Genomic DNA, 20,223 nt, shown 5'->3' with positions numbered 1-20,223 from the left:
GCCCTGTGTTTATCGGTAAGGCGACTGCACGGTCAGTAGGTCACCTTCGGTTCCTGCTTTTTCGCCAGCGCGTCCAGCAGACGATCGTGAATCCCGCCAAAACCGCCGTTGCTCATCACCAGAATGTGATCGCCCGGCTGTGCGGTTTTCACCACCATGTCCACCAGCGTGTCGAGATCGGCGCTCCAGTGCGCCGGCTGCACGCAGGCATCCGCCACTTCAGCCACCTGCCACGGAATGTGGTGCGGCTGGAACAGGAACACTTCGTCGGCGCGGCCGAGTGAAGGTGCCAGATCGTTTTTGCTGATGCCCATTTTCATGGTGTTGGAGCGTGGCTCCAGCACCGCCAGAATGCGCGCCGTGCCGCCCACTTTGCCGCGCAGCGCGGCCAGGGTGGCGAGGATCGCCGTCGGGTGGTGTGCGAAGTCGTCGTAGACCGTGACGCCATTGGCTTCACCGCGCAATTCCAGGCGACGGCGGGCGTTGATGAAATCGCCCAACGCGCGGCAGGCATCCGCCGGCTGCACGCCGACGTGGCGGGTAGCGGCGATAGCCATCAGGCCGTTATGCATGTTGTGCTCGCCCACCAGCGCCCAGTTCACTTCGCCGACCTGCTCGCCGTTGAGGAACACCGCATAATGGCTGGCGTCCTGCGTCAGCTTCTGCGCACGCCAGGTCCCTTCTTCACCCACCAGCTCCTGCTCGCTCCAGCAGCCCATCGCCATCACCTGCTTCAGGTGGTTGTCGTTGTCCGGCAGGATGATCTTGCCTTTGCCCGGCACCAGGCGCACCAGGTGGTGGAACTGTTTCTGGATGGCTTTCAGATCGTCGAAGATATCGGCGTGGTCAAACTCCAGGTTATTCATGATCAGCGTGCGCGGGCTGTAGTGCACAAACTTGGAGCGCTTGTCGAAGAACGCGCAGTCGTATTCGTCGGCCTCGATCACGAAGAACGGGCTGCCGCCGAGACGGGCAGAAACGTCGAAGTTGCCCGGCACGCCGCCGATGACGAAGCCGGGCTGATAGCCGCAGGCCTCGAGGATCCAGGTCGCCATGCCGGCGGTGGTGGTCTTGCCGTGGGTGCCGGCGACCGCCAGTACCCAGCGATCGCGCAACACCGAGTCATGCAGCCACTGTGGACCGGAAACATAAGGAATGCCGCGCTCCAGCACCGCCTCCACGCACGGGTTGCCGCGCGTCATGGCGTTGCCGATGATCACCAGATCCGGTGCCGGATCCAGCTGGGCCGGATCATAACCCTGAATAAGATCGATCCCCTGGTTCTCCAGCAGCGTGCTCATCGGTGGATAGACGTTGGCGTCCGAACCGGTGACGTCATGCCCCAGTGAACGCGCCAGCATCGCCAGCCCGCCCATAAAGGTGCCACAGATCCCAAGAATGTGAATGCGCATAGGTTTCTCATGTGAGTGCATCGAATGTCGGCATATTCTACCGCTCAGAATCGTCCAGAAGAAATGGATTTGCCTATGAATGGCGCGCATCTTTGGGCTACACTTGCACGCGAAAACGTTGGCGGTTTGTTAACAACCGCTATCCATCCGTAGATTCAGGGATTGTGTCATGAAAACGTTAGGCGAATTTATCGTCGAGAAACAGCACGACTTCTCTCACGCCACCGGCGAGCTGACCGCGTTACTTTCTGCAATTAAACTGGGCGCCAAAATCATCCACCGTGACATCAACAAAGCCGGCCTGGTTGATATTCTGGGGGCCAGCGGGGTGTCCAACGTACAGGGCGAAGTTCAGATGAAACTGGACCTGTACGCGAACGAAAAACTGAAAGCGGCGTTGAAAGCGCGCGGTGAAGTTGCGGGTATCGCTTCCGAAGAAGAAGATGAAATCGTGATATTCGACGGCGAGCGTGCTGAGAATGCCAAATATGTGGTGCTGATGGATCCATTGGACGGTTCGTCCAACATCGATGTCAACGTCTCCGTCGGTACGATTTTCTCTATCTATCGTCGCATCACGCCGGTCGGCACGCCGGTGACTGAAGAAGACTTTCTGCAGCCGGGCAACGCCCAGGTCGCGGCAGGTTATGTGGTTTACGGTTCGTCCACCATGCTGGTTTACACCACCGGTTACGGCGTCCACGCCTTCACTTACGACCCGTCTCTGGGCGTATTCTGCCTCTCCCACGAGAAAGTGCGCTTCCCGGCGACCGGCAACATGTATTCCATCAATGAAGGCAACTACATCAAGTTCCCTCTCGGCGTGAAGAAATACATCAAGTACTGCCAGGAACAGGACGAAGCGACGCAGCGCCCTTACACCTCACGCTACATCGGTTCTCTGGTGGCGGACTTCCACCGCAACCTGCTGAAAGGCGGCATCTACATCTACCCAAGCACCGCCAGCCACCCGCAAGGCAAGCTGCGCCTGCTGTACGAGTGCAACCCGATGGCATTCCTGGCCGAGCAGGCCGGCGGTAAAGCCAGCGACGGCAAGAACCGCATTCTGGACATCACGCCGGTGAAACTGCACCAGCGTGCGCCATTCTTCGTCGGCACCAAGTCGATGGTGGAAGACGCGGAACGTTTCATCGCCGAAAACCCGGACGAGTAACGCGTTCCTTGCAAGGGTTCGGCACCGCGCCGAACCCTTATCGCCTTACAACTTGAACGCCGCCATGCTCTGCGCCAGCAGCTGAGCCTGATCTTCCAGCGAGCGCGTCGCCGCCGCCGACTCTTCCACCAGCGCCGCATTCTGCTGCGCCACCTGATCCATCTGCGCCACCGCCAGGTTCACCTGCTCGATACCGCTGCTTTGCTCACGCGTCGCCGCCGAGATCTCACGCATCAGCGCCGTCACCCGGCCCACTTCGCCGGTAATGCCACTCATGGTCTGCGCCGCCGATTCCACCATCTGTTCGCCTTCCTGCACCCGGCTCTGCGACGCTTCGATCAGCCCTTTGATCTCTTTTGCCGACTGGGCGCTGCGCTGCGCCAGATTGCGCACTTCGCCGGCCACCACCGCGAAACCGCGGCCCTGTTCGCCGGCGCGCGCCGCTTCCACCGCCGCGTTCAGCGCCAGAATATTGGTTTGGAAGGCGATGCCGTCCATGACGCTGATGATGTCGGCGATGCGACGCGAACTGTCGGTGATCGCCTGCATCTTGCTCATGACCTGGCTGACCACGTCACTGCCCTGGTTGGCGATATCGGACACGCTCAGCGCCAGTTGGTTGGCCTGTTCACAGTTCTCGGCATTCATTTTCACCGTCGAGGTCAGCTGTTCCATGCTGGCAGCGGTCTCTTCCAGCGAAGCGGCGGATTCTTCGGTGCGCTGCGCCAGATGCAGGTTGCCGGCCGCCAGTTCGCGTGAACCGGTGTCGATCTGGCTGCTGGCGTCGCGCACTTTGCTGACCGAACCGGCCAGCGCCTGCTGCATGCGCTGCATCGCCCGCACCAGGCGGCCCATCTCGGTATCGCCCTCGCCACGGATCTGATGGGTCAGATCGCCACCGGCGATGTGTTCCAGCTGCGCGATGGACTCGTCCAGCGGACGCAGGATGATCACACGCAGCGCGAACCAGGCCAGCACCGCCAGCAGCACGCTGAGCAGGCCCGCCACCACGATCAGCGAGATCTTGGTACTGGCGTTGCTTTCCGCCTCATGCACCTGCTTCTCGCCAAGTTTCAGGGCGAAACTGCGGAAATCGGTAAGATCCTTTTCGAAAGCGATGCTCAACGCGGAGATGCGGGTTTCCTGGATGTGATAGTACTCATCGATTTTGCCGGCCTTGATAGCGGCGGCCATCGGCTTCACGCCCTGCTCCAGATAAGCGCGATAGCTGTTTTGCAAGCGGTTGGAAAGCTCGCGGCCGCGATCGGTCACGGTGCCGACGCCGACAAAGCGCGCCATTTCCTTGTTCGATTGTTCGAGGTAACCGTAGATGCGGCCCACCGTGGCGTCAGAGACATCTATCTGGCCGACCTCCCGTTGGCGCACCGCCAGCGAGGCAGCGGTTCGGGCGCGCAGCGTCAGGTTGGAGCTGTTGGCCAGCGAGCCCAGCTCTTCGCCGAGGATCTGGTTTAAGGTCTGGATCGAGCGCGATCCTTCATTAATCGCGTTGACGCCAATAACGCTGACCATGATCAGCAACATGGTCATCAGGCTCAGCAGGGCGATCAGCCCAGCCTTCACCGTAATCTTTTTTAGCATGAGTTCTTCCCGGCTTCAGAATAGTGAGATCAGATTCAGATGTAGTAGGGGTGGCAAAACGCGGAGTCAGCTTTGCTGGCTCATTATTGTTTGTTGAAGTTATCGGCAGGCGGAGGAAAAACTTCATGCCGCGGCGGGATTAATCTGGAAATTCTCCGTGCGCCGGCACGCCGGGTTTTCGACGATGAAAAGGGCAGGAAATCGCAAAAGAGTCCGCTATAATAGCCGCCACTCCATTTCTGGTTTGATGATTAAAGGAAACCGACATGAGCTTGAATCTGGTCCCTGCTGGCAAAGACCTGCCGGAAGACATCTACGTAGTAATCGAAATCCCGGCCAACGCCGATCCAATCAAATACGAAATCGACAAAGAAACCGGCGCGCTGTTCGTTGACCGTTTCATGTCCACCGCCATGTTCTACCCGTGCAACTACGGTTACATCAACCACACCCTGTCTCTGGACGGTGACCCGGTTGACGTGCTGGTTCCAACCCCATACCCGCTGCAGCCTGGCTCCGTGATCCGCTGCCGTCCGGTTGGCGTGCTGAAGATGACCGACGAAGCCGGTGAAGACGCCAAGCTGGTGGCGGTACCGCACAGCAAGCTGACCAAAGAGTACGATCACGTGAAAGACGTGAACGACCTGCCGGAACTGCTGAAAGCCCAGATCGCTCACTTCTTCGAGCACTACAAAGATCTGGAAAAAGGCAAATGGGTGAAAGTGGAAGGCTGGGCAGATGCTGCCGCGGCTAAAGCGGAAATCATCGCCTCTTTCGAACGCGCCGCCAAGAAGTAATTCCCGCCGCCGTCCGATACAAAAACACCGCTCATTGAGCGGTGTTTTTTTTTCTTACTGTTCTTCGAGACGCTTCAGCCAGTCACCGCTGGTAATTCGCGGGTAACCGTCCACGCTGTGTTTATACAGGTAGATCCACGCACTCCCATAAGGCGTCTGAATCAGCTCGCGCTTATAGTCCTTGGTGTTGCTTTTCAGTTCGTCCAGCTCTGCCAGAATCGATGAGTTAATACGATACACTTCGCAATGTATCGTGCCCTCTCCAGGGATCGCCGCCGGGTAATGGCCCAGATTATAAATCTGATAGCCTTCGAGCTCGTGCTCGCCGAGCCATTGGGCGTTAGTCATCCAATGGCTGTTTCCCTGTTTGCGCCGTAAACTGCCGTAGACAATTATTCGCATCGCTAAAACTCAAACTGATAGAGCAAATCTAATGCCTGGTCGAGACCAGACACCGCTTCAAGATACAACTTAGGCATCAGACGATAACGCAACGTCAGCGTGGCCAGCGAGTCGAAAATACCCACCCCATATTTTACTTGTAAGCCTGGGAGGACATAGCCGCTCACGACAACCTGGGAACTGTCGCCAACCCCCTGAGTGTCCAGAGCCAAATTACTCACGCCGAATGCCTCGCCGATTTTACCCACAAGTTGACCACTTTGTGCAACCCCCATGCCGATTAACATCGACGTCATGGCGTTGCCGTCGGCGCCGGAGCTGTTCAACCCCTGGCCGCGCAGCAGATAAGACAGGGCTTCCTGTTGCGATTTGGCCGGGTCGGAGAACACTTCCAGCTTCGGCGCATCCGCCAGGCCGGTCACGCGCACCCCGGCGGTCACACCGTCTTCGGTGGATTCCGGGTTGCGGATCGCCTCGATATTGAGCAACGGCTGATCCGGCGGACCGGAGAACATCAGCTGCCCTTTACGCACGATCAAATCCTGACCATAAGCATGGAATCGACCGGAAGGGATGTCAATCTGGCCGTTGAGGCCCAGCCCTTTCTTGTCTTGCACCACTTTCAGGTCGCCCTTCAGGCGGGCTTTGAGGCCGAAGGCATCCAGCCGCACATCGTTACCGACGTGGATCATCAGGTTGCTGTTGATCGGAATCGACGCGGTCTTCGGTTGGATCGGCTTCAGCTTATCATCCAGCATCACTTCGTCGGAAGAGACACCCACCGCGCTTTCCGGCAGCTCCTGCACCGTGATGCGCGCCCAAGGGATATCCACCTTGCCGTTGAGCGAGAACAGTTGCGGCGTGGCCTCGAACACCAGATCCGGCGACACGTCGATGCGGATCATCGGCGGCACCGTCACCCGCAGCTTGTCGCCTTTGGCGGCGATGCGCGCGCGCCAGGCGTTGATGTCGCGCCAGTCGGCGTCGCCCGCCAGATTCAGCTGGCCGCGCGTGGTGCTGAGCAGCCCTTCCAGCGTCGAGGTCATGCCGTTGAAATTCACCGCCAGCCGCGCGTCGGTCATATCGAACGGCATCCAGTGCCCTTGCACCTTCGCCCGATCCAACGCCAGACGCCCGAACACCAGCGGCTTCTGCGCGCTGCCGCCCAGGCGCAGGTTGGCATTCAACATGCCCGCCGCGCTTTCGCCCTTCATCAGCGCCGGATTAATCATCGCCAGCGAGATGTTGGTGATATTAACGTTGCCGCTGATATTGCGGCGCACCTGCGGATCCGCCACCTGGATCTTGCCGTCGAACTGGCCGTTGTTGGTCAGTTTGACCAGCCAGTCGGCCTGCGCGCGGCCGTTATTCAGACCGGCGTTGAGGGTCAGCGTATCGAAGGCGATCGGCAGCGCATTGCCCTGTACCTGTTGCACCACCTTGACGCCATTGCCGGCCAGCGTGACTTTCGCCTCCGGCAGCGCGCCGCCCGGCTTCCAACTGACGTCGGCCCGGCCGGTGAACACGCCGCTCAGGGCGGTGTCCGGGCCGAGGAACGGTTTGATCATCGCCAGATCGAACCGGTTGAGCACCACGCTGGCCTGGCCGCTCTGGCCGGCTTCGATGGTTTTCGGTACGCACAGCTCGGCGTTCGGGTTCTGCCAGCAGTGCGGCCCGACGCTGATTTTCTGCGCGGTGTTCAGGTAGTCCAGCGCAATAGCGCGCGTCAGGCGCCATTCTCCCACCGGCGTATCGAAGCGGGTGTTGTTCAGATTGCCGCGCCAACGCTGCTGCTGACGGTCGAAGCTGCCCTCCAGCGCAAGCTGGCCGGAGACCGGTTTACCGTCGATCTTCAGCTGCAGCTGGTGCTGCTTCTCGCTGCCCTTGGCGTCGAGGGTCAACAGGCTGACCTCCAGCGCGTCCTGTTTCAGCTGCTCGACGCGTACCGCCAGCTGCCCCTGGATCTGATCCGAAGAGCGCACGTCGCCGTCGATCTTCACGCGGTTGATGCGCAGCGCCTGCCATTGCAAGCTGGAAGCGGTCAAATCCGCCAACAGCTGCGGCGCCTGCAGATTGCCGCGCAGCTTCAGCAGCCCCTTGACGGTGCCGCCCAAGCCCGGCAGCGCGCCGTCCAGACGCGGCGCGTCGATGTTGGCGTCCAGGTTCCAGCTCTTCTCGTCCAGCTGCCCTTTGACGTTCAACTGGTTACGCCCCAGCGCCAGATCGATACCGGGGATTTTCCACTGCCCGGCGGCGTTGCCGCTCAACGTACCACGCGCCGTGACCTTGTTCTGCTTCACGTTGCCATCCAGCTGCAGCACCGGCACCTGCAACTGCCAGCTGCCGCCGTGCAGACTGCCACGCGTGGTGATCTTGCCATCCAGCTTCGCCGGCCATTCCGGCCACTGCTTGGCGGTATTGATGCCACTCAGCGTCAATTGCGAGGTCCAGCTGATGGCCTTGCTCCAGTCCACCAGCGCGGTAAGGTCGGTATTGCCCTGCAACGCCGCCAGGCGCAGGCGCTCCAGCTTGAACTGCTCGACGTTGCCTTTGCCGTCCAGCGTCAACGCCGCCGGCGGCAGATCCTGGCCTTTCAGATTGGCGCGCGTCGACAATGCGTAATCGGTCGCTTTGCCGTTAAAGCGCAGGCGGAAGTCATTGACCTGATACTGCGCCTCACCGCTCAGCGGCCATTTCAATTGTTTACTTTGCAACGTCAGCGCCAGCGGCAGGCCGGTTTCGGCCAGCCGGGTTTGCACATCGAGCTGGGCGCCGACCGGGCCGGACAGGTTCAGCGCCACCTTCAGCTCGTCACGCAGCCCGCCGCCGATGTTCAGCTTCACCTTCTCACCCTTCAGCGGATCGATGTTCAGCGCGCTGTTGGCGGTCAGAGCCACCGGCCAGTCGCCGGTCAGGGTCGCCTGGCCCTGTACCGATAGCGTGCCCTGTGGCGACTTCACGTCGAAGTTGTCCAGCTGGATATGCTGATCCTGCGTGCTGGCCTGCAGCAACAGGCTCGTGATCAGCACGTCGGTGTCCCCGGTCAGCCGCAGCTGCTCGCCGCTGATCTCTTTGACGGTGATATCCAGCGGCAGGCGGATGTCCGGCAGATCCGGCAACAGCGGTTTGGCGAACAGTGCCTTCAGCGTTTCACCCAGCGGCTTCTCTTCCGGCTGCGGCGCCGGTTTCGCCGCGTCGGTGACCTGCTCACCGACCTTTTTCGCCGCCTCTACCGCCGGTTGCACCGCTTCCGGCAACGGATTTTGCGGGGTTTTCGGCAAGGCGATCAGCAGCGAGCCGATCTTGGTCGGCATCAGCGTCAGCGCGCGCTCTTGCCAGTGCGCGCCGGTGCTGAACTCGGCCAGAGAGATGGCGGTGTCGTCGACGGTGACCTTGACGTTGTTCAACGCCAACAGACGCAATGTGATGGGGTAAGGCGTGCTGAGATTGGTGGTCGGCTCGCTGCTTTCCGCCGCCGGTGCGGAAGGCGCCATCTCTTTGGTGTTCACCGCCACGTCCACATCCTGGGCGGTCAAGGCGTTGACGCACAGCGAGCTGCGCTTAAAACAGGACAGATCGAGGGACAGATGGAACTGCCCGGCGTTGACCGTCACGCCCGGCATCTGATATTTCACGCCCTTCAGCGTCAGATCGCGCCAGCCGCCGCTGACGCCGGCGATCTCCAGCCCCGGCACCCAGCGCGCCGCGCCGTTGATAACCATATGCAAACCGGTGGTAGTGCCCACCAGGAAGGCCAGACCGCCGACCAACACCAGCAGGACAAGCAGAAATCCGAGGCAAATCTTTTTAACCAGGCTCATAGTTCAGGCCCCAAACCGATGTAGAACTGCATCCCGTGGGTCTCCTTGTCCCCCACAGGCGCGGCGATATCCAGCTTCACCGGCCCCACCGGCGACTGCCAGCGCACGCCTACGCCGGCGCCGGTCTTGAAGTTGCTCTTCTTGATATCGTTCACCGCTTCACCGGAGTCGACGAACATCGCCCCCCACCATTTACCGGTCACGTTGTATTGATATTCCAGCGAGCCGGTCAGCATCTTGGAGGCTCCGGTCAGTTTGCCGTCGTTATCGCGCGGTGAAATGCCTTTGTACTTGTAGCCGCGAATGCTGCGGTCGCCACCGGCGAAGAAGCGCAGGTCCGGCGGCACCTTGTCGAAGTCGTTGGTTTCGATCCACCCCACCTGCCCGCGTGCCACAAAGCGGTGCTTGTCGGCCAGGGTACGGATCCAGACGTTCTGCGCCTGCATCAGCGCGAAGTCCACGCCGGAACCCCAGGCGGTGTTGGAGACGTCGATGGAGTAGCGCTGGCTGTCGCCCCAGGTCGGCATCAGGCCGCCGCGCGAACGGGTGCGGTTGAAGCTGACGCCGGGGTACAGCAGCATGGTGGTGTTGCTGATATTACCCTGGGTAAAGTTATCCCAACGCCAGGTCAGGTTGATCGCCCGCTGCCAACCGCTGGAGAGATCCCAGTTGCGCGAAGCCACCACTTTGGAGGTCACGGACTTGGTGTCGTTAAGATCGACGTTTTTGAGCCCGCCTTGCAGCAGGTAATACTGCTCCAGCGGGTTCGCCAGTAATGGGATCTTGTAAGTCAGATCCAACTGCTGCTCCGGCGCCGATACGCTGGCGCTGGTTTCCAGGCTATGCCCACGGTCGTTGAGCCAGGGCTTTTTCCAGGTGCCTTTCACCCGCGGGCCGACGTCGGTGGAATAACCGATACCGGTTTCGACGGTGTTGCGCGTGCGCGGCGTCACCAGCGCGTCTAACGGCAAAATCTTGTTCTCTTTGGCATCGTTGAAATCAGGGGACACCACCACCGAGTTGAACCAGTTGGTGGCGGATAAACGGCGGTTCAGCTCGGCCAAATCCTCCGAACTGTAGTAATCCCCCTGATGAAAGGGCACCAGATTTTGCAGATAGTCTTCGCGGATTTGCGAACCGGTGAATTTCACCTTGCCGAAGCGGTAACGGTCGCCGCTGTTGAAATCGATATCCCAAAACGCCTTGTGCAGATCTTCGGCCACGCCGAGCTGGCTCTTGGTCATGTCGGCGTCGAAGTAACCTTTGCGCAACGCCAGGCCGGTCAGCGAGCCTTTGAAATCGTCATACTTGCCGTGGTTGAGGATCTCGCCGATGGCCGGCCGCCCCTTCTTTACCAGCGTCAGGTAGTCCTCATCGGTTTTCGCACCGCCTTCCAGCACGATATTGGCGCCGGCAATGCGTACCGGTTCGCCTGGATCGACCTTGGCGTGCAGCACCGGACGCGACATCCCCGGTCGGTCATCCAGCGTAAAATCGATGGTCGGCTGATAATAGCCTAGCGCGCGCAGCCCCTGGCGCACCGCTTCATCCACTCGCGCGCGGAAGCGACCGTCGGTGCCGACCTCTTCAGGCGTGATCGACGACAGCCGCACCCGGACGTTTTTTTCCAACTCTCCGCTGAGCCCCTCCACCTGCAGCCGCACGTTCGCCGCGTAGGCTGCAGGTGCCGCAAGCAGCACAGATATCAAGCACATGACCGGGTACTTTGGCACGTGTTCTCCTTATTGATTTTACTTTCCTGTTATGGTGTTCGCTCCGGGGCCAGGGCAGACTCCGCGCTATCACGACGGCAGCCCTCTTCAGCCTTGTTCCGGACGCCGCCCGCCGCGCTTTGCCACCGCTGCGCAACAGGCGAATTCTTCACTTTTGGCGCTCAAAATACTGCGTTAAGCTTATACATAAACCCAACTTGCCACTTATTGTGGGCAAAGACGCGGTGAGATACAACCGAACCGCCCCCATGTAGGGTCAATTCTTACTGTGACAACAGGAGTCAACCGTGGTGCCATTTTTTGATAAATCACAAACCGTCGATAAGGCAAGCGCGCTGCCTGGCCGCACCACGCCGATGCCTGTCGCAACGCTCAACGTCGTTACCAAACATTCGATGACCCAGGTGCCGGCAGGCATGGAAGTCGCGATCTTCGCCATGGGCTGTTTCTGGGGCGTCGAGCGCCTGTTCTGGCAACAGCCGGGTGTCTACAGTACCGCCGCCGGCTACAGCGGCGGTTACACCCCGAATCCGACCTACCGCGAAGTGTGCAGCGGCCAGACCGGTCACGCCGAAGTGGTGCGCGTGGTGTTCGATCCGCAGACCGTCAGCTATAAGCAGCTGCTGCAGCTGTTCTGGGAAAATCACGATCCGGCGCAGGGCATGCGCCAGGGCGGCGACGTCGGCACGCAGTACCGCTCGGCGATTTATTCGCTGAACCCAGAGCAGCAGGCCGAGGCGGAAAGCAGCCTGCAACGCTTCCAGCAGGCGATGGACGCGGCGGGCGACAAACGCGTCATCACCACCGAGATCGTGCCGGCGCTGCCGTTCTATTACGCGGAAGACGATCATCAGCAGTACCTGTTCAAGAACCCGGAGGGCTACTGCGGGCTGGGCGGTATCGGCGTTTGCCTGCCACCGCAAGGCTGATCCGATGCCGGCCGGCGGCACTTTTTTAACCGCTGGCGGCCCCTGTGGGGCAACTGCTATACTATGCGGGCCGCTTCTGCGGCCCGATAGCTTCCTTTCTGGTTGTTATCGCTGCTTTTTTTACTATGTACTACCCTTCCTCAAGAGCGCCGGCATCCCGTCGGCACGTATGGATAGATTATGTTAAACAGTATTTTACTGATTCTTTTTCTGATCGCGGTGAGTGCGTTCTTCTCACTGTCGGAAATTTCTCTGGCCGCCTCACGCAAGATCAAACTGAAACTGATGGCCGACGAAGGCAACGTCAACGCCGCCAGAGTGCTTAAGCTGCAAGAAACCCCAGGCATCTTCTTCACCGTGGTGCAGATCGGCCTGAACGCCGTGGCCATCCTCGGCGGTATCGTCGGTGACGCGGCTTTCTCTCCCACCTTCAAGGTGCTGTTTGACCGCTTCCTGTCGCCCGAACTGGCGGAACAGGTCAGCTTCATCTGCTCCTTCGTGCTGGTGACCAGCCTGTTTATCCTGTTCGCCGATTTGACCCCGAAGCGCATCGGTATGATTGCACCGGAGACGGTCGCCGTCCGGATCATCAACCCGATGCGTTTCTCCATCATGATCTTCCGCCCGCTGGTGTGGTTCTTCAACGGCATGGCCAACCTGATCTTCCGCATGTTCAAGCTGCCGATGGTGCGCAAGGACGACATCACCTCCGACGATATCTACGCGGTGGTGGAAGCCGGCGCCTTGGCGGGCGTGCTGCGCAAGCAGGAGCACGAGCTGATTGAAAACGTGTTCGAGCTGGAATCGCGCACCGTGCCGTCTTCGATGACCTCGCGCGAAAGCGTGGTGTACTTCGATCTGCGCGAAAGCGAAGAGAGCATCAAAGAGAAGGTCTCGACCCACCCGCACTCCAAATTCCTGGTGTGCGACGGCCATATCGATCAGGTGGTCGGCTACGTCGACTCCAAAGACCTGCTGAACCGCGTGCTGGGCAACCAGAGCCTGGTGCTGAGCAGCGGCGTGCAGATCCGCTCGGCGCTGATCGTGCCGGATACGCTGACGCTGTCCGAAGCGCTGGAAAGCTTCAAGACCGCCGGCGAAGACTTCGCGGTGATCCTCAATGAATATGCGTTGGTGGTGGGCATCATCACCCTCAACGACGTGATGACCACGCTGATGGGCGATTTGGTCGGCCAAGGCCAGGAAGAGCAGATCGTGGCGCGCGACGAAAGCTCATGGCTGATTGAAGGGGGCACGCCGATCGACGACGTGATGCGCGTGCTGGATATCGACGAGTTCCCGCAGGCGGGCAACTACGAGACCATCGGCGGCTTTATGATGTATATGCTGCGCAAGATCCCGAAACGCACCGACTTCGTCAAATACGCCGGCTACAAGTTCGAAGTGGTGGATATCGACAGCTACAAGATAGACCAGCTGCTGGTCACCCGGCTGAGCGACAAACCGGCGGCGGTGTTGCCGAAAGCCCCGGAAGACACCCCGGCAGCTTGACAGCAGTGAGACAAAAACATCAGCGGCCCCATCGGGGCCGCATTTTTTTTACCGCTGTCAGCGCCGTGTTCAGCCAAACTCGGCCTGCAACAGCAGCACCTGGCGGTTCACTTCAGACATCACGCTGAAATGGCGCTTGTCGCGAATCTTCGGCGGCAGGATTTTCCCCTCGTCGAATTCAAATGCGCCCACGTCCTTGATATACAGCCTTCCGCGAAACAGGGTCTTAACGTACTTTGCCACTTTCAAAGGGTTATAACGCTGGAAGATTCTCATTCTTTTACGCTCCTCCCGTTGATCCATGCGCTCAGCGAGCCGCCAAAGGTGGCAGCCTCGAAATTCAGAACGCAACTTGATTGCATGTAGTAGACCCAGTAAAGACCAGAACGTTCACTTCCGCCCGGTGATCTACGCTGGATTTACACTTTTTGACAGAATTGTATATGATAATTTATAACGTTTTCAGGATATCCCTTCAAAATCTGATGATTAGCGAACCAAGGGGAAATCTGCGATCCGGTTAACAGGACAGACCTCTTATCAGATCCTATGCTTTAGGCTGTCGCACAAATTCCCCCCATTACAAGGAGAAAGCATGAAAACAAGCCGCATGCTGATGGTATCCCTGCTGCTCGCCCCACTTTTCGCTTCCGCGCACAACTTCCAGCTCCAGCAGCGCGTAGCGCCGGTCGGCGTCAGCGACAAGGGAGAGCTCAATTACGCTGACGGTAATTTTAGCTACCAAAACTGGAACAGCGCGCAGCTCAGTGGAAAAGTGCGAGTGATACAACATATTGCCGGCCGCAGCTCCGCCAAAGACATGAACGACCCACTGATTGAAGCGATTAAGAAGGCGAAGCTACCACACGATCGTTACCAAACGACGACAATCGTCAACACCGACGACGCCCTGATGGGCACCGCAATGTTCGTGCGCAGCAGCATTGAAGACAGCAAGAAGGCGTTCCCGTGGTCGCAATTTATCGTCGACAGCGACGGCAACGTGCGCAAAGCCTGGGATCTGCAGCCGAAAGGCTCCGCCATCGTGGTGCTGGATAAACAAGGGCGCATTCAATTCGCCAAAGACGGCGCGCTGACGCCGGAAGAGGTGCAGCAGGTAATGTCCAAGCTGCACCAGCTGTTGGCGAACTAACTCAGAACAGCGAGACCCGGAAGCCGGGGTTGAGGAAGGATTCACGCGGGGTGTAGAGCAATGGTTTACCCTGCCAATCGTGAATTTGCGCCCCGGCGGCCACCGCCACCGCATGCCCTGCGGCGGTATCCCAAATGTTGGTCGGCCCGAAGCGCGGATAGAGCTGCGCCTTGCCTTCCGCCACCAGACAGAACTTCAGCGAAGAACCGACGGAAACGGTTTGGTGCTCGCCCAGCTGCTGCAAATAGTCTTTCAACTCGTCGTCGATATGCGAGCGGCTCACCACCACCAGCGGCGGATGCGCATTGCTGACGCCGATCGCCTGCCGCATGCCCTTCTCTTCTTTCCAGGCCTTGCCGCGCTCCGCCAGATACAGCACGTCGATCGCCGGGGCGTACACCACGCCCATCACCGCCTGCCCGTCTTCAATCAGGGCGATATTGACCGTGAACTCGCCATTGCGGTGCAAAAACTCTTTGGTGCCGTCCAGCGGATCCACCAGCCAGTAACGCGTCCAGCTGCGGCGAGCTTCCCACGCCGGCGGATCTTCTTCCGACAGCAACGGCACCTCCGGCGTCAACGCCGCCAGGCCGCGCTTGATGATGTGATGCGCCGCCAGATCGGCCGCCGTTACCGGTGAATCATCTTTTTTCTGTGCGACATCAAGCGGTTGTTCACCGTCGTACACCGCCATGATCGCCGCCCCCGCCTCGCGGGACAGTTGGCAAATTCGCTCTAACATCATGCACCTCAACTCTGCATCTCCGTGGGAAATTTCCCTCTGTCTCTGCTAGCAGACTAGTTTTTTTTACGCCGAATATCCATCTCAACCGGCTAACCCCCGGGAATTCCTCAGATCTTGTTGGGCGCAACTGTGAACTTCCCCGCGTTACCTGTCGCCGTTTTCTGCCACACTTCACAGTTTGCTGTGGCAAGCAATGTTAATTACATTTCCCTCTGCGATAACACTCGAATAATGGAATGGAGAGAGCCCAAAATGATGAAGCATCCACTGACGCTGTCCGCGCTTGCGCTGCTGGTGTGCGCCTCGGCGCAGGCGGCCACCGTCGACCTGCGCGTGCTGGAAACCACCGACCTGCACAGCAACATGATGGACTTCGATTACTACAAGGACACGCCGACCGATAAATTCGGCCTGGTGCGCACCGCCAGCCTGATCCAGCAGGCGCGCCAACAGGCTACCAACGCGGTGTTGGTAGACAACGGCGACATCATTCAGGGCAGCCCGCTCGGCGACTATATGGCCGCCAAGGGGCTGAAACCGGGCGACGTGCACCCGGTCTACAAGGCAATGAACACGCTGGACTATGTGGTCGGCAACATCGGCAACCATGAGTTCAACTACGGGCTGGACTATCTGAAAAACGCCATCGCCGGCGCCAAATTCCCCTATATCAACGCCAACGTCATCGACGCTAAAACGCAAAAGCCGCTGTTCACGCCGTACATCATCGTCGATACGCCGGTGAAAGACCGCGACGGCAAGACGCATACGCTGCGCATCGGTTACATCGGCTTCGTGCCACCGCAGATCCTGGTGTGGGACAAAGCCAATCTGCAAGGCAAAGTGACGGTGGACGACATCACCGCCACCGCCAAGCGCTACGTGCCGGAGATGCGTAAACAGGGCGCCGACCTGGTGGTGGCGATCCCACATTCCGGGTTGTCCAGCGAGCCATACAAGGCGATGGCGGAAAACTCGGTCTACTACCTCAGCCAGGTGCCGGGCATCGACGCCATCATGTTTGGCCACGCCCATGCGGTGTTCCCGAGCAAGGATTTCGCCAACATTAAAGGCGCGGATATCGACAAAGGCCTGCTGAATGGCGTGCCGGCGGTGATGCCAGGCCAATGGGGCGACCATCTCGGCGTGGTGGACCTGCAGCTCAACAACGATGCCGGCAGCTGGAAAGTCACCGCCGCCAAAGCGGAAGCGCGGCCGATCTACGACAAAGAGAACAAGAAATCGCTGGCGGCGGAAGATGCCGCGCTGGTGAAGGTCTTGGCGGACGATCACAAGGGCACGCGCGAATTCGTCAGCCAGCCAATCGGTAAATCCGACGGCAACATGTACAGCTATCTGGCGCTGGTGCAGGACGATCCGACGGTGCAGATCGTCAACAATGCGCAGAAGGCCTACGTCGAACATTACATCCAGGGCGATCCGGATCTGGCGGATCTGCCGGTACTGTCGGCGGCGGCACCGTTCAAGGTCGGCGGGCGCAAGAACGATCCGGCCAGCTTCGTCGAAGTGGAAAAGGGCCAGCTCACCTTCCGCAACGCCGCCGATCTCTATCTCTACCCCAATACCCTGGTGGTGGTGAAGGCCAGCGGCAAAGAGGTGAAAGAGTGGCTGGAGTGCTCCGCCGGCCAGTTCAACCAGATCGACGTCAACAGCGACAAACCGCAGGGCTTGATCAACTGGGACGGCTTCCGCACCTATAACTTCGACGTGATCGACGGCGTCAACTACCAGATCGACGTCAGCCAGCCGGCGCGCTACGACGGCGAATGCCAGCTGATCAACGATAAGGCGGAGCGCATCAAGCAGCTGACCTTCAACGGCAAGCCGATCGATCCGAACGCCACCTTCCTGGTCGCCACCAACAACTATCGCGCCTACGGCGGCAAATTTGCCGGTACCGGCGACAAACATATCGCCTTCGCTTCACCGGATGAGAACCGTTCGGTGCTGGCGGCCTACATCAGCGCCGAAACCCAACGGCGCGGCGCGGTGCACCCGCAGGCAGACAACAACTGGCGTTTGGCGACCTTCAGCAGCAAGCAGCCGCTGGATATTCGCTTCGAGACCTCGCCGTCGGACAAAGCGACGGTGTTTATCAAGGAGCACGCCCAATATCCGATGACGGCCGAAGGCAATGACCGTATCGGCTTCGCCGTGTATCGCATCGATTTAAGCGCGAAGTAACCTTCCAGGCCGGGGCAATCATCCCCCGGCCATCTTCTCCGTTTTCCCGCTGGCGCGCCCATTAAATTGCATTTAAAATACATGTTATTAATTCCTTCGCTTAAAGAGGCACTACCATGGATTACCGCAATCAATCCCTTGGCGCGCTCGCCATCGCTATTCCCCGCGCATCCCGCCTGTTTCGCCTGCATCAGCTGGATTTCTGTTGCGGTGGGCGGCAATCGCTGGCGCACGCCGCCGAACGCAAAGGCCTGGACATCGACCAGTTGGAAAACGCGCTGGCTGCGCTTGCCGCGGCGCCGGAGCAGAGCCAGGACTGGCGCAACGCGCCGCTCGATGCGCTGATCGATTACATTCTGCCGCGCTTTCATCAGCGGCACCGCGAACAGCTGGCCGAACTGGTGCTGATGGCGGAGAAAGTCGAGCGCGTGCACCGCGACAAGCCCAACTGCCCGCGCGGATTGGCGAAGCAACTGAACCTGATCCGCCAGGATCTGGAGAATCACATGATGAAAGAGGAGCAGATCCTGTTCCCACTGATCAAGCAGGGGATGGGGCCACGGGCCGCCGGACCGATCTCGGTGATGGAGCATGAGCATGACGAGGCGGGTGAACAACTGGAGGTGTTGAAATTCCTCACCAATAACGTGACGCCGCCGGAGGGCGCCTGCACCACTTGGCGGGCGCTGTATAACGGCATCGACGAGTTCATCGGCGATCTGATGGAGCACATCAGCCTGGAAAACAATCTGCTGTTCCCGCGCGCGCTGCGCGGCGCATAAAACAAGGGCGCCGGTAAGGCGCCCAGAGTAATCTTCGGTAGGATTACAGGATTTCCAGCAGCTCGACGTCGAACACCAGCGTGCTGAACGGCGGAATGGACGCGCCCGCACCACGTTCGCCGTAGGCCAGGTTGTGCGGAATATACAGCTGCCATTTGGAGCCAACCGGCATCAGGGTCAACGCTTCGATCCAACCTGGGATCACGCCGCTGACAGGGAATTCCGCCGGCTGGCCGCGCTCAACCGAGCTGTCGAATACGTCGCCGTTGATCAGACGACCGGTGTAGTGCACGCGCACGCGATCCTGGCGGGACGGGATTGGGCCGTTGCCCTGCTCCAGCACGGAGAACTGCAGGCCGGACTCGGTCAGCGTCACGTCGTCGCGCTTGGCGTTTTCATCCAGGAATTTCTGGCCTTCAACGGCCATCGCCTGCTGGCGCTCGCGGCGCACCGCGTCCGCACGCTCGTGGATTTCACGCAGCGCACGATGCACCACGTCTACCGGAACCGCCGGGGCATTCCCTTCCAGCGCGTCACGCAAACCCGCCAGCAAAGCTTCCGGTTGCAAACCTTCCAGCCCGGACTCTTGCAGCTGCTGGCCGACCTGTAAACCAATCCCGTAACTTGCTTGCGCTTCAACGCTGTCAAAAGAAGGGGTTGTCATGGGGTTTTCCTTAAGTCTGTAAAAAGTCGAAAGCGCAGCATAACAGCGCGTCAATGCCGGGTAAAATCTTGTGTGGAGAATGATGACTTTTGTCGTAGAAAAAGAAACAATAACCTTCTGTTAACGCCCGCAGCCGCAAACCCCGGCCCTGCCGCTCAGCCGCCTTTCACTTCAATCAGTTAGCGGACTATACTGAAAGCAGGATATCGGGCAGGCGGCGCGCTTGCCGCGCCGCGCTAATTACTACGCCGTCGAAGAGAGGTCACCATGGGCAGAATCGCGCCCAGGAGAAGGAAAACCACCCGCATCTACCAGCCGCTGCTGCGCACCTGGCTGAACGTCAGCCAACGCCTGAAACCGGGCGCAGCGCCAACGCCGGCAGGCACGGAGCCGCCATCGGAACAGCCGCCGGCAAACGACAAAATGCAGCAGGTCAAAGCGCTGCTGGTCAAAGTCTGGCATCTGCCGGACGGTTTCCATTGGATGGAGCCGCTGCCCTACTTCCACCGCCGCTGGGTGCTGATCTTCGGCATCATCTTGCTATTGGCCCTGCTGTGGCCCTATTCGCCTGAAAGACAGCCATTCCCAGTCTCCCAGCAGGAGACCAGCGTGCCGCTGCAGGCCGAGCTGCAAAACGGCGGCGGCGAACCGACGCCGGCGGGCAACTGGCAACGTTATCAGATCCAGCCCGGCCAGACGCTGGCCCAGCTGTTTCGCGACAACAACCTGCCGGTGAGTGAAGTGTTCGCCATGGCGCAGGTAGAAGGCGGCGACAAGCCGCTGAGCAACATGAAAGCCGGCCAGGAAGTGCGTATCGAGCGTGACGCCAACGGCGTGATTAACGCGCTGTCGGTCACCACGGTGGACAACAATCAGGTGCTGTTCCGCCGCCAGGCCGACGGCAGCTACCGCCGGGAGCGTTAACCCCCAAGCTGCGCCAGCAGAAAGTCGCGCAGCACCACGCCCTGGTTATGCTCGGTATCCTTGCTGCCATACAGCAGGGTCAGCGCTTGCCCCTGCCGCAACAGCGCCACCAGTGGCTGCCAGGCGTCGTTGGCCGCCAGCTGTTGGCGATACCGCTCCTCGAAGGCTTCCCACTGGTCGGTATGCTGATGAAACCACTTGCGCAGCTCGTCATCCGGCGCCACCTGTTTCAGCCACTGCACGCCCGTCAACCTCTCCTTGCTGACGCCGCGCGGCCATAGCCTGTCGATCAGATAACAGTGCTCCGGCGCCGGCGCGCTGAAGTCGTAAACCCGCTGTAGCGTAATCTTTGCTGCCATCGCACGCTCTCC

17 protein-coding genes are annotated in these 20,223 nt (G+C 59.7%); 8 read left to right on the top strand and 9 right to left on the bottom strand.

Annotated features, from left to right (window positions below; all coding sequences use genetic code 11):
* Positions 1 to 32: 32 nt before the first annotated feature.
* Positions 33 to 1,412: a UDP-N-acetylmuramate:L-alanyl-gamma-D-glutamyl-meso-diaminopimelate ligase gene (gene mpl / locus BHU62_RS07525; RefSeq protein WP_073531365.1), complete on the bottom strand. Its 1,380-nt coding sequence runs from the start codon at positions 1,410 to 1,412 to the stop codon at positions 33 to 35.
* A gap of 169 nt (positions 1,413 to 1,581) precedes the next feature.
* Between mpl and fbp the strand changes: the two genes are divergently transcribed.
* Entirely contained in the window at positions 1,582 to 2,586 is a 1,005-nt protein-coding gene (fbp, locus tag BHU62_RS07520; protein WP_073531364.1) for a class 1 fructose-bisphosphatase, read from the top strand.
* A 45-nt stretch (positions 2,587 to 2,631) separates the two neighbouring features.
* Here fbp and BHU62_RS07515 read toward each other — a convergent pair whose 3' ends face one another.
* Entirely contained in the window at positions 2,632 to 4,185 is a 1,554-nt protein-coding gene (locus tag BHU62_RS07515) for a methyl-accepting chemotaxis protein (RefSeq protein ID WP_073531363.1), read from the bottom strand.
* 266 nt (positions 4,186 to 4,451) lie between these two features.
* Here BHU62_RS07515 and ppa point away from each other — a divergent pair, with 266 nt between their 5' ends.
* Positions 4,452 to 4,982: an inorganic diphosphatase gene (gene ppa / locus BHU62_RS07510; RefSeq protein ID WP_004933594.1), complete on the top strand. Its 531-nt coding sequence runs from the start codon at positions 4,452 to 4,454 to the stop codon at positions 4,980 to 4,982.
* Positions 4,983 to 5,036: 54 nt separating this feature from the next.
* On the opposite strand, the gene BHU62_RS07505 is transcribed toward ppa, so the two are convergent.
* Genes BHU62_RS07505 through tamA form a run of 3 tightly spaced genes read right to left on the bottom strand, consistent with a single transcriptional unit; the run spans position 5,037 to position 10,920 of the window.
* Positions 5,037 to 5,384 (bottom strand): gamma-glutamylcyclotransferase, encoded by a 348-nt coding sequence (locus tag BHU62_RS07505; protein ID WP_025159589.1) that lies wholly within the window; start codon positions 5,382 to 5,384, stop codon positions 5,037 to 5,039.
* A 2-nt stretch (positions 5,385 to 5,386) separates the two neighbouring features.
* Positions 5,387 to 9,205: an autotransporter assembly complex protein TamB gene (tamB, locus tag BHU62_RS07500; RefSeq protein ID WP_073531362.1), complete on the bottom strand. Its 3,819-nt coding sequence runs from the start codon at positions 9,203 to 9,205 to the stop codon at positions 5,387 to 5,389.
* Positions 9,202 to 10,920 (bottom strand): autotransporter assembly complex protein TamA, encoded by a 1,719-nt coding sequence (gene tamA, locus BHU62_RS07495; protein WP_415915705.1) that lies wholly within the window; start codon positions 10,918 to 10,920, stop codon positions 9,202 to 9,204. The genes tamB and tamA overlap by 4 nt, the downstream gene beginning before the upstream one ends.
* A 305-nt stretch (positions 10,921 to 11,225) precedes the next feature.
* Between tamA and msrA the strand changes: the two genes are divergently transcribed.
* Both msrA and BHU62_RS07485 read left to right on the top strand, forming a co-directional pair.
* A complete protein-coding gene (msrA, locus tag BHU62_RS07490) occupies positions 11,226 to 11,867 on the top strand; it encodes a peptide-methionine (S)-S-oxide reductase MsrA (RefSeq protein ID WP_073531360.1) in 642 nt (213 codons plus the stop codon).
* A gap of 180 nt (positions 11,868 to 12,047) precedes the next feature.
* The gene (locus tag BHU62_RS07485; protein WP_049201431.1) at positions 12,048 to 13,379 is read left to right on the top strand and encodes a hemolysin family protein; all 1,332 of its coding nucleotides are present in this window, start codon (positions 12,048 to 12,050) and stop codon (positions 13,377 to 13,379) included.
* 69 nt (positions 13,380 to 13,448) lie between these two features.
* Here the strand turns inward: BHU62_RS07485 and BHU62_RS07480 are convergent, their stop codons facing one another.
* Positions 13,449 to 13,655: a DUF1107 domain-containing protein gene (locus BHU62_RS07480; RefSeq protein ID WP_019453363.1), complete on the bottom strand. Its 207-nt coding sequence runs from the start codon at positions 13,653 to 13,655 to the stop codon at positions 13,449 to 13,451.
* Positions 13,656 to 13,974: 319 nt separating this feature from the next.
* On the opposite strand from BHU62_RS07480, the gene BHU62_RS07475 reads away from it, so the two are divergent.
* Positions 13,975 to 14,532: a YtfJ family protein gene (locus tag BHU62_RS07475; protein WP_073531359.1), complete on the top strand. Its 558-nt coding sequence runs from the start codon at positions 13,975 to 13,977 to the stop codon at positions 14,530 to 14,532.
* A gap of 1 nt (position 14,533) precedes the next feature.
* Here the strand turns inward: BHU62_RS07475 and cysQ are convergent, their stop codons facing one another.
* Positions 14,534 to 15,274, bottom strand: a complete 741-nt coding sequence (gene cysQ, locus BHU62_RS07470) for a 3'(2'),5'-bisphosphate nucleotidase CysQ (RefSeq protein ID WP_073531495.1) — start codon at positions 15,272 to 15,274, stop codon at positions 14,534 to 14,536.
* Positions 15,275 to 15,529: 255 nt separating this feature from the next.
* On the opposite strand from cysQ, the gene BHU62_RS07465 reads away from it, so the two are divergent.
* Complete coding sequence (locus BHU62_RS07465) at positions 15,530 to 17,482, top strand: bifunctional 2',3'-cyclic-nucleotide 2'-phosphodiesterase/3'-nucleotidase (protein WP_073531358.1); 1,953 nt, start codon at positions 15,530 to 15,532, stop codon at positions 17,480 to 17,482.
* A 116-nt stretch (positions 17,483 to 17,598) separates the two neighbouring features.
* Positions 17,599 to 18,264, top strand: a complete 666-nt coding sequence (gene ytfE, locus BHU62_RS07460; RefSeq protein WP_073531357.1) for an iron-sulfur cluster repair protein YtfE — start codon at positions 17,599 to 17,601, stop codon at positions 18,262 to 18,264.
* A 43-nt stretch (positions 18,265 to 18,307) separates the two neighbouring features.
* On the opposite strand, the gene fklB is transcribed toward ytfE, so the two are convergent.
* Positions 18,308 to 18,928 (bottom strand): FKBP-type peptidyl-prolyl cis-trans isomerase, encoded by a 621-nt coding sequence (gene fklB / locus BHU62_RS07455; protein ID WP_073531356.1) that lies wholly within the window; start codon positions 18,926 to 18,928, stop codon positions 18,308 to 18,310.
* Between the two features lie 267 nt (positions 18,929 to 19,195).
* Here fklB and BHU62_RS07450 point away from each other — a divergent pair, with 267 nt between their 5' ends.
* The gene (locus BHU62_RS07450) at positions 19,196 to 19,852 is read left to right on the top strand and encodes an OapA family protein (protein WP_073531355.1); all 657 of its coding nucleotides are present in this window, start codon (positions 19,196 to 19,198) and stop codon (positions 19,850 to 19,852) included.
* Here the strand turns inward: BHU62_RS07450 and BHU62_RS07445 are convergent.
* Positions 19,849 to 20,211, bottom strand: coding sequence for a DUF488 domain-containing protein (locus BHU62_RS07445; protein ID WP_073531354.1), 363 nt, complete (start codon positions 20,209 to 20,211; stop codon positions 19,849 to 19,851). The genes BHU62_RS07450 and BHU62_RS07445 overlap by 4 nt on opposite strands.
* Between the last annotated feature and the right edge of the window lie 12 nt (positions 20,212 to 20,223).

The sequence above is a fragment of the Serratia marcescens genome, assembly GCF_001902635.1.
Lineage (GTDB): Bacteria > Pseudomonadota > Gammaproteobacteria > Enterobacterales > Enterobacteriaceae > Serratia > Serratia marcescens_F.
This window is presented reverse-complemented; position numbering and strand designations above follow the sequence as displayed.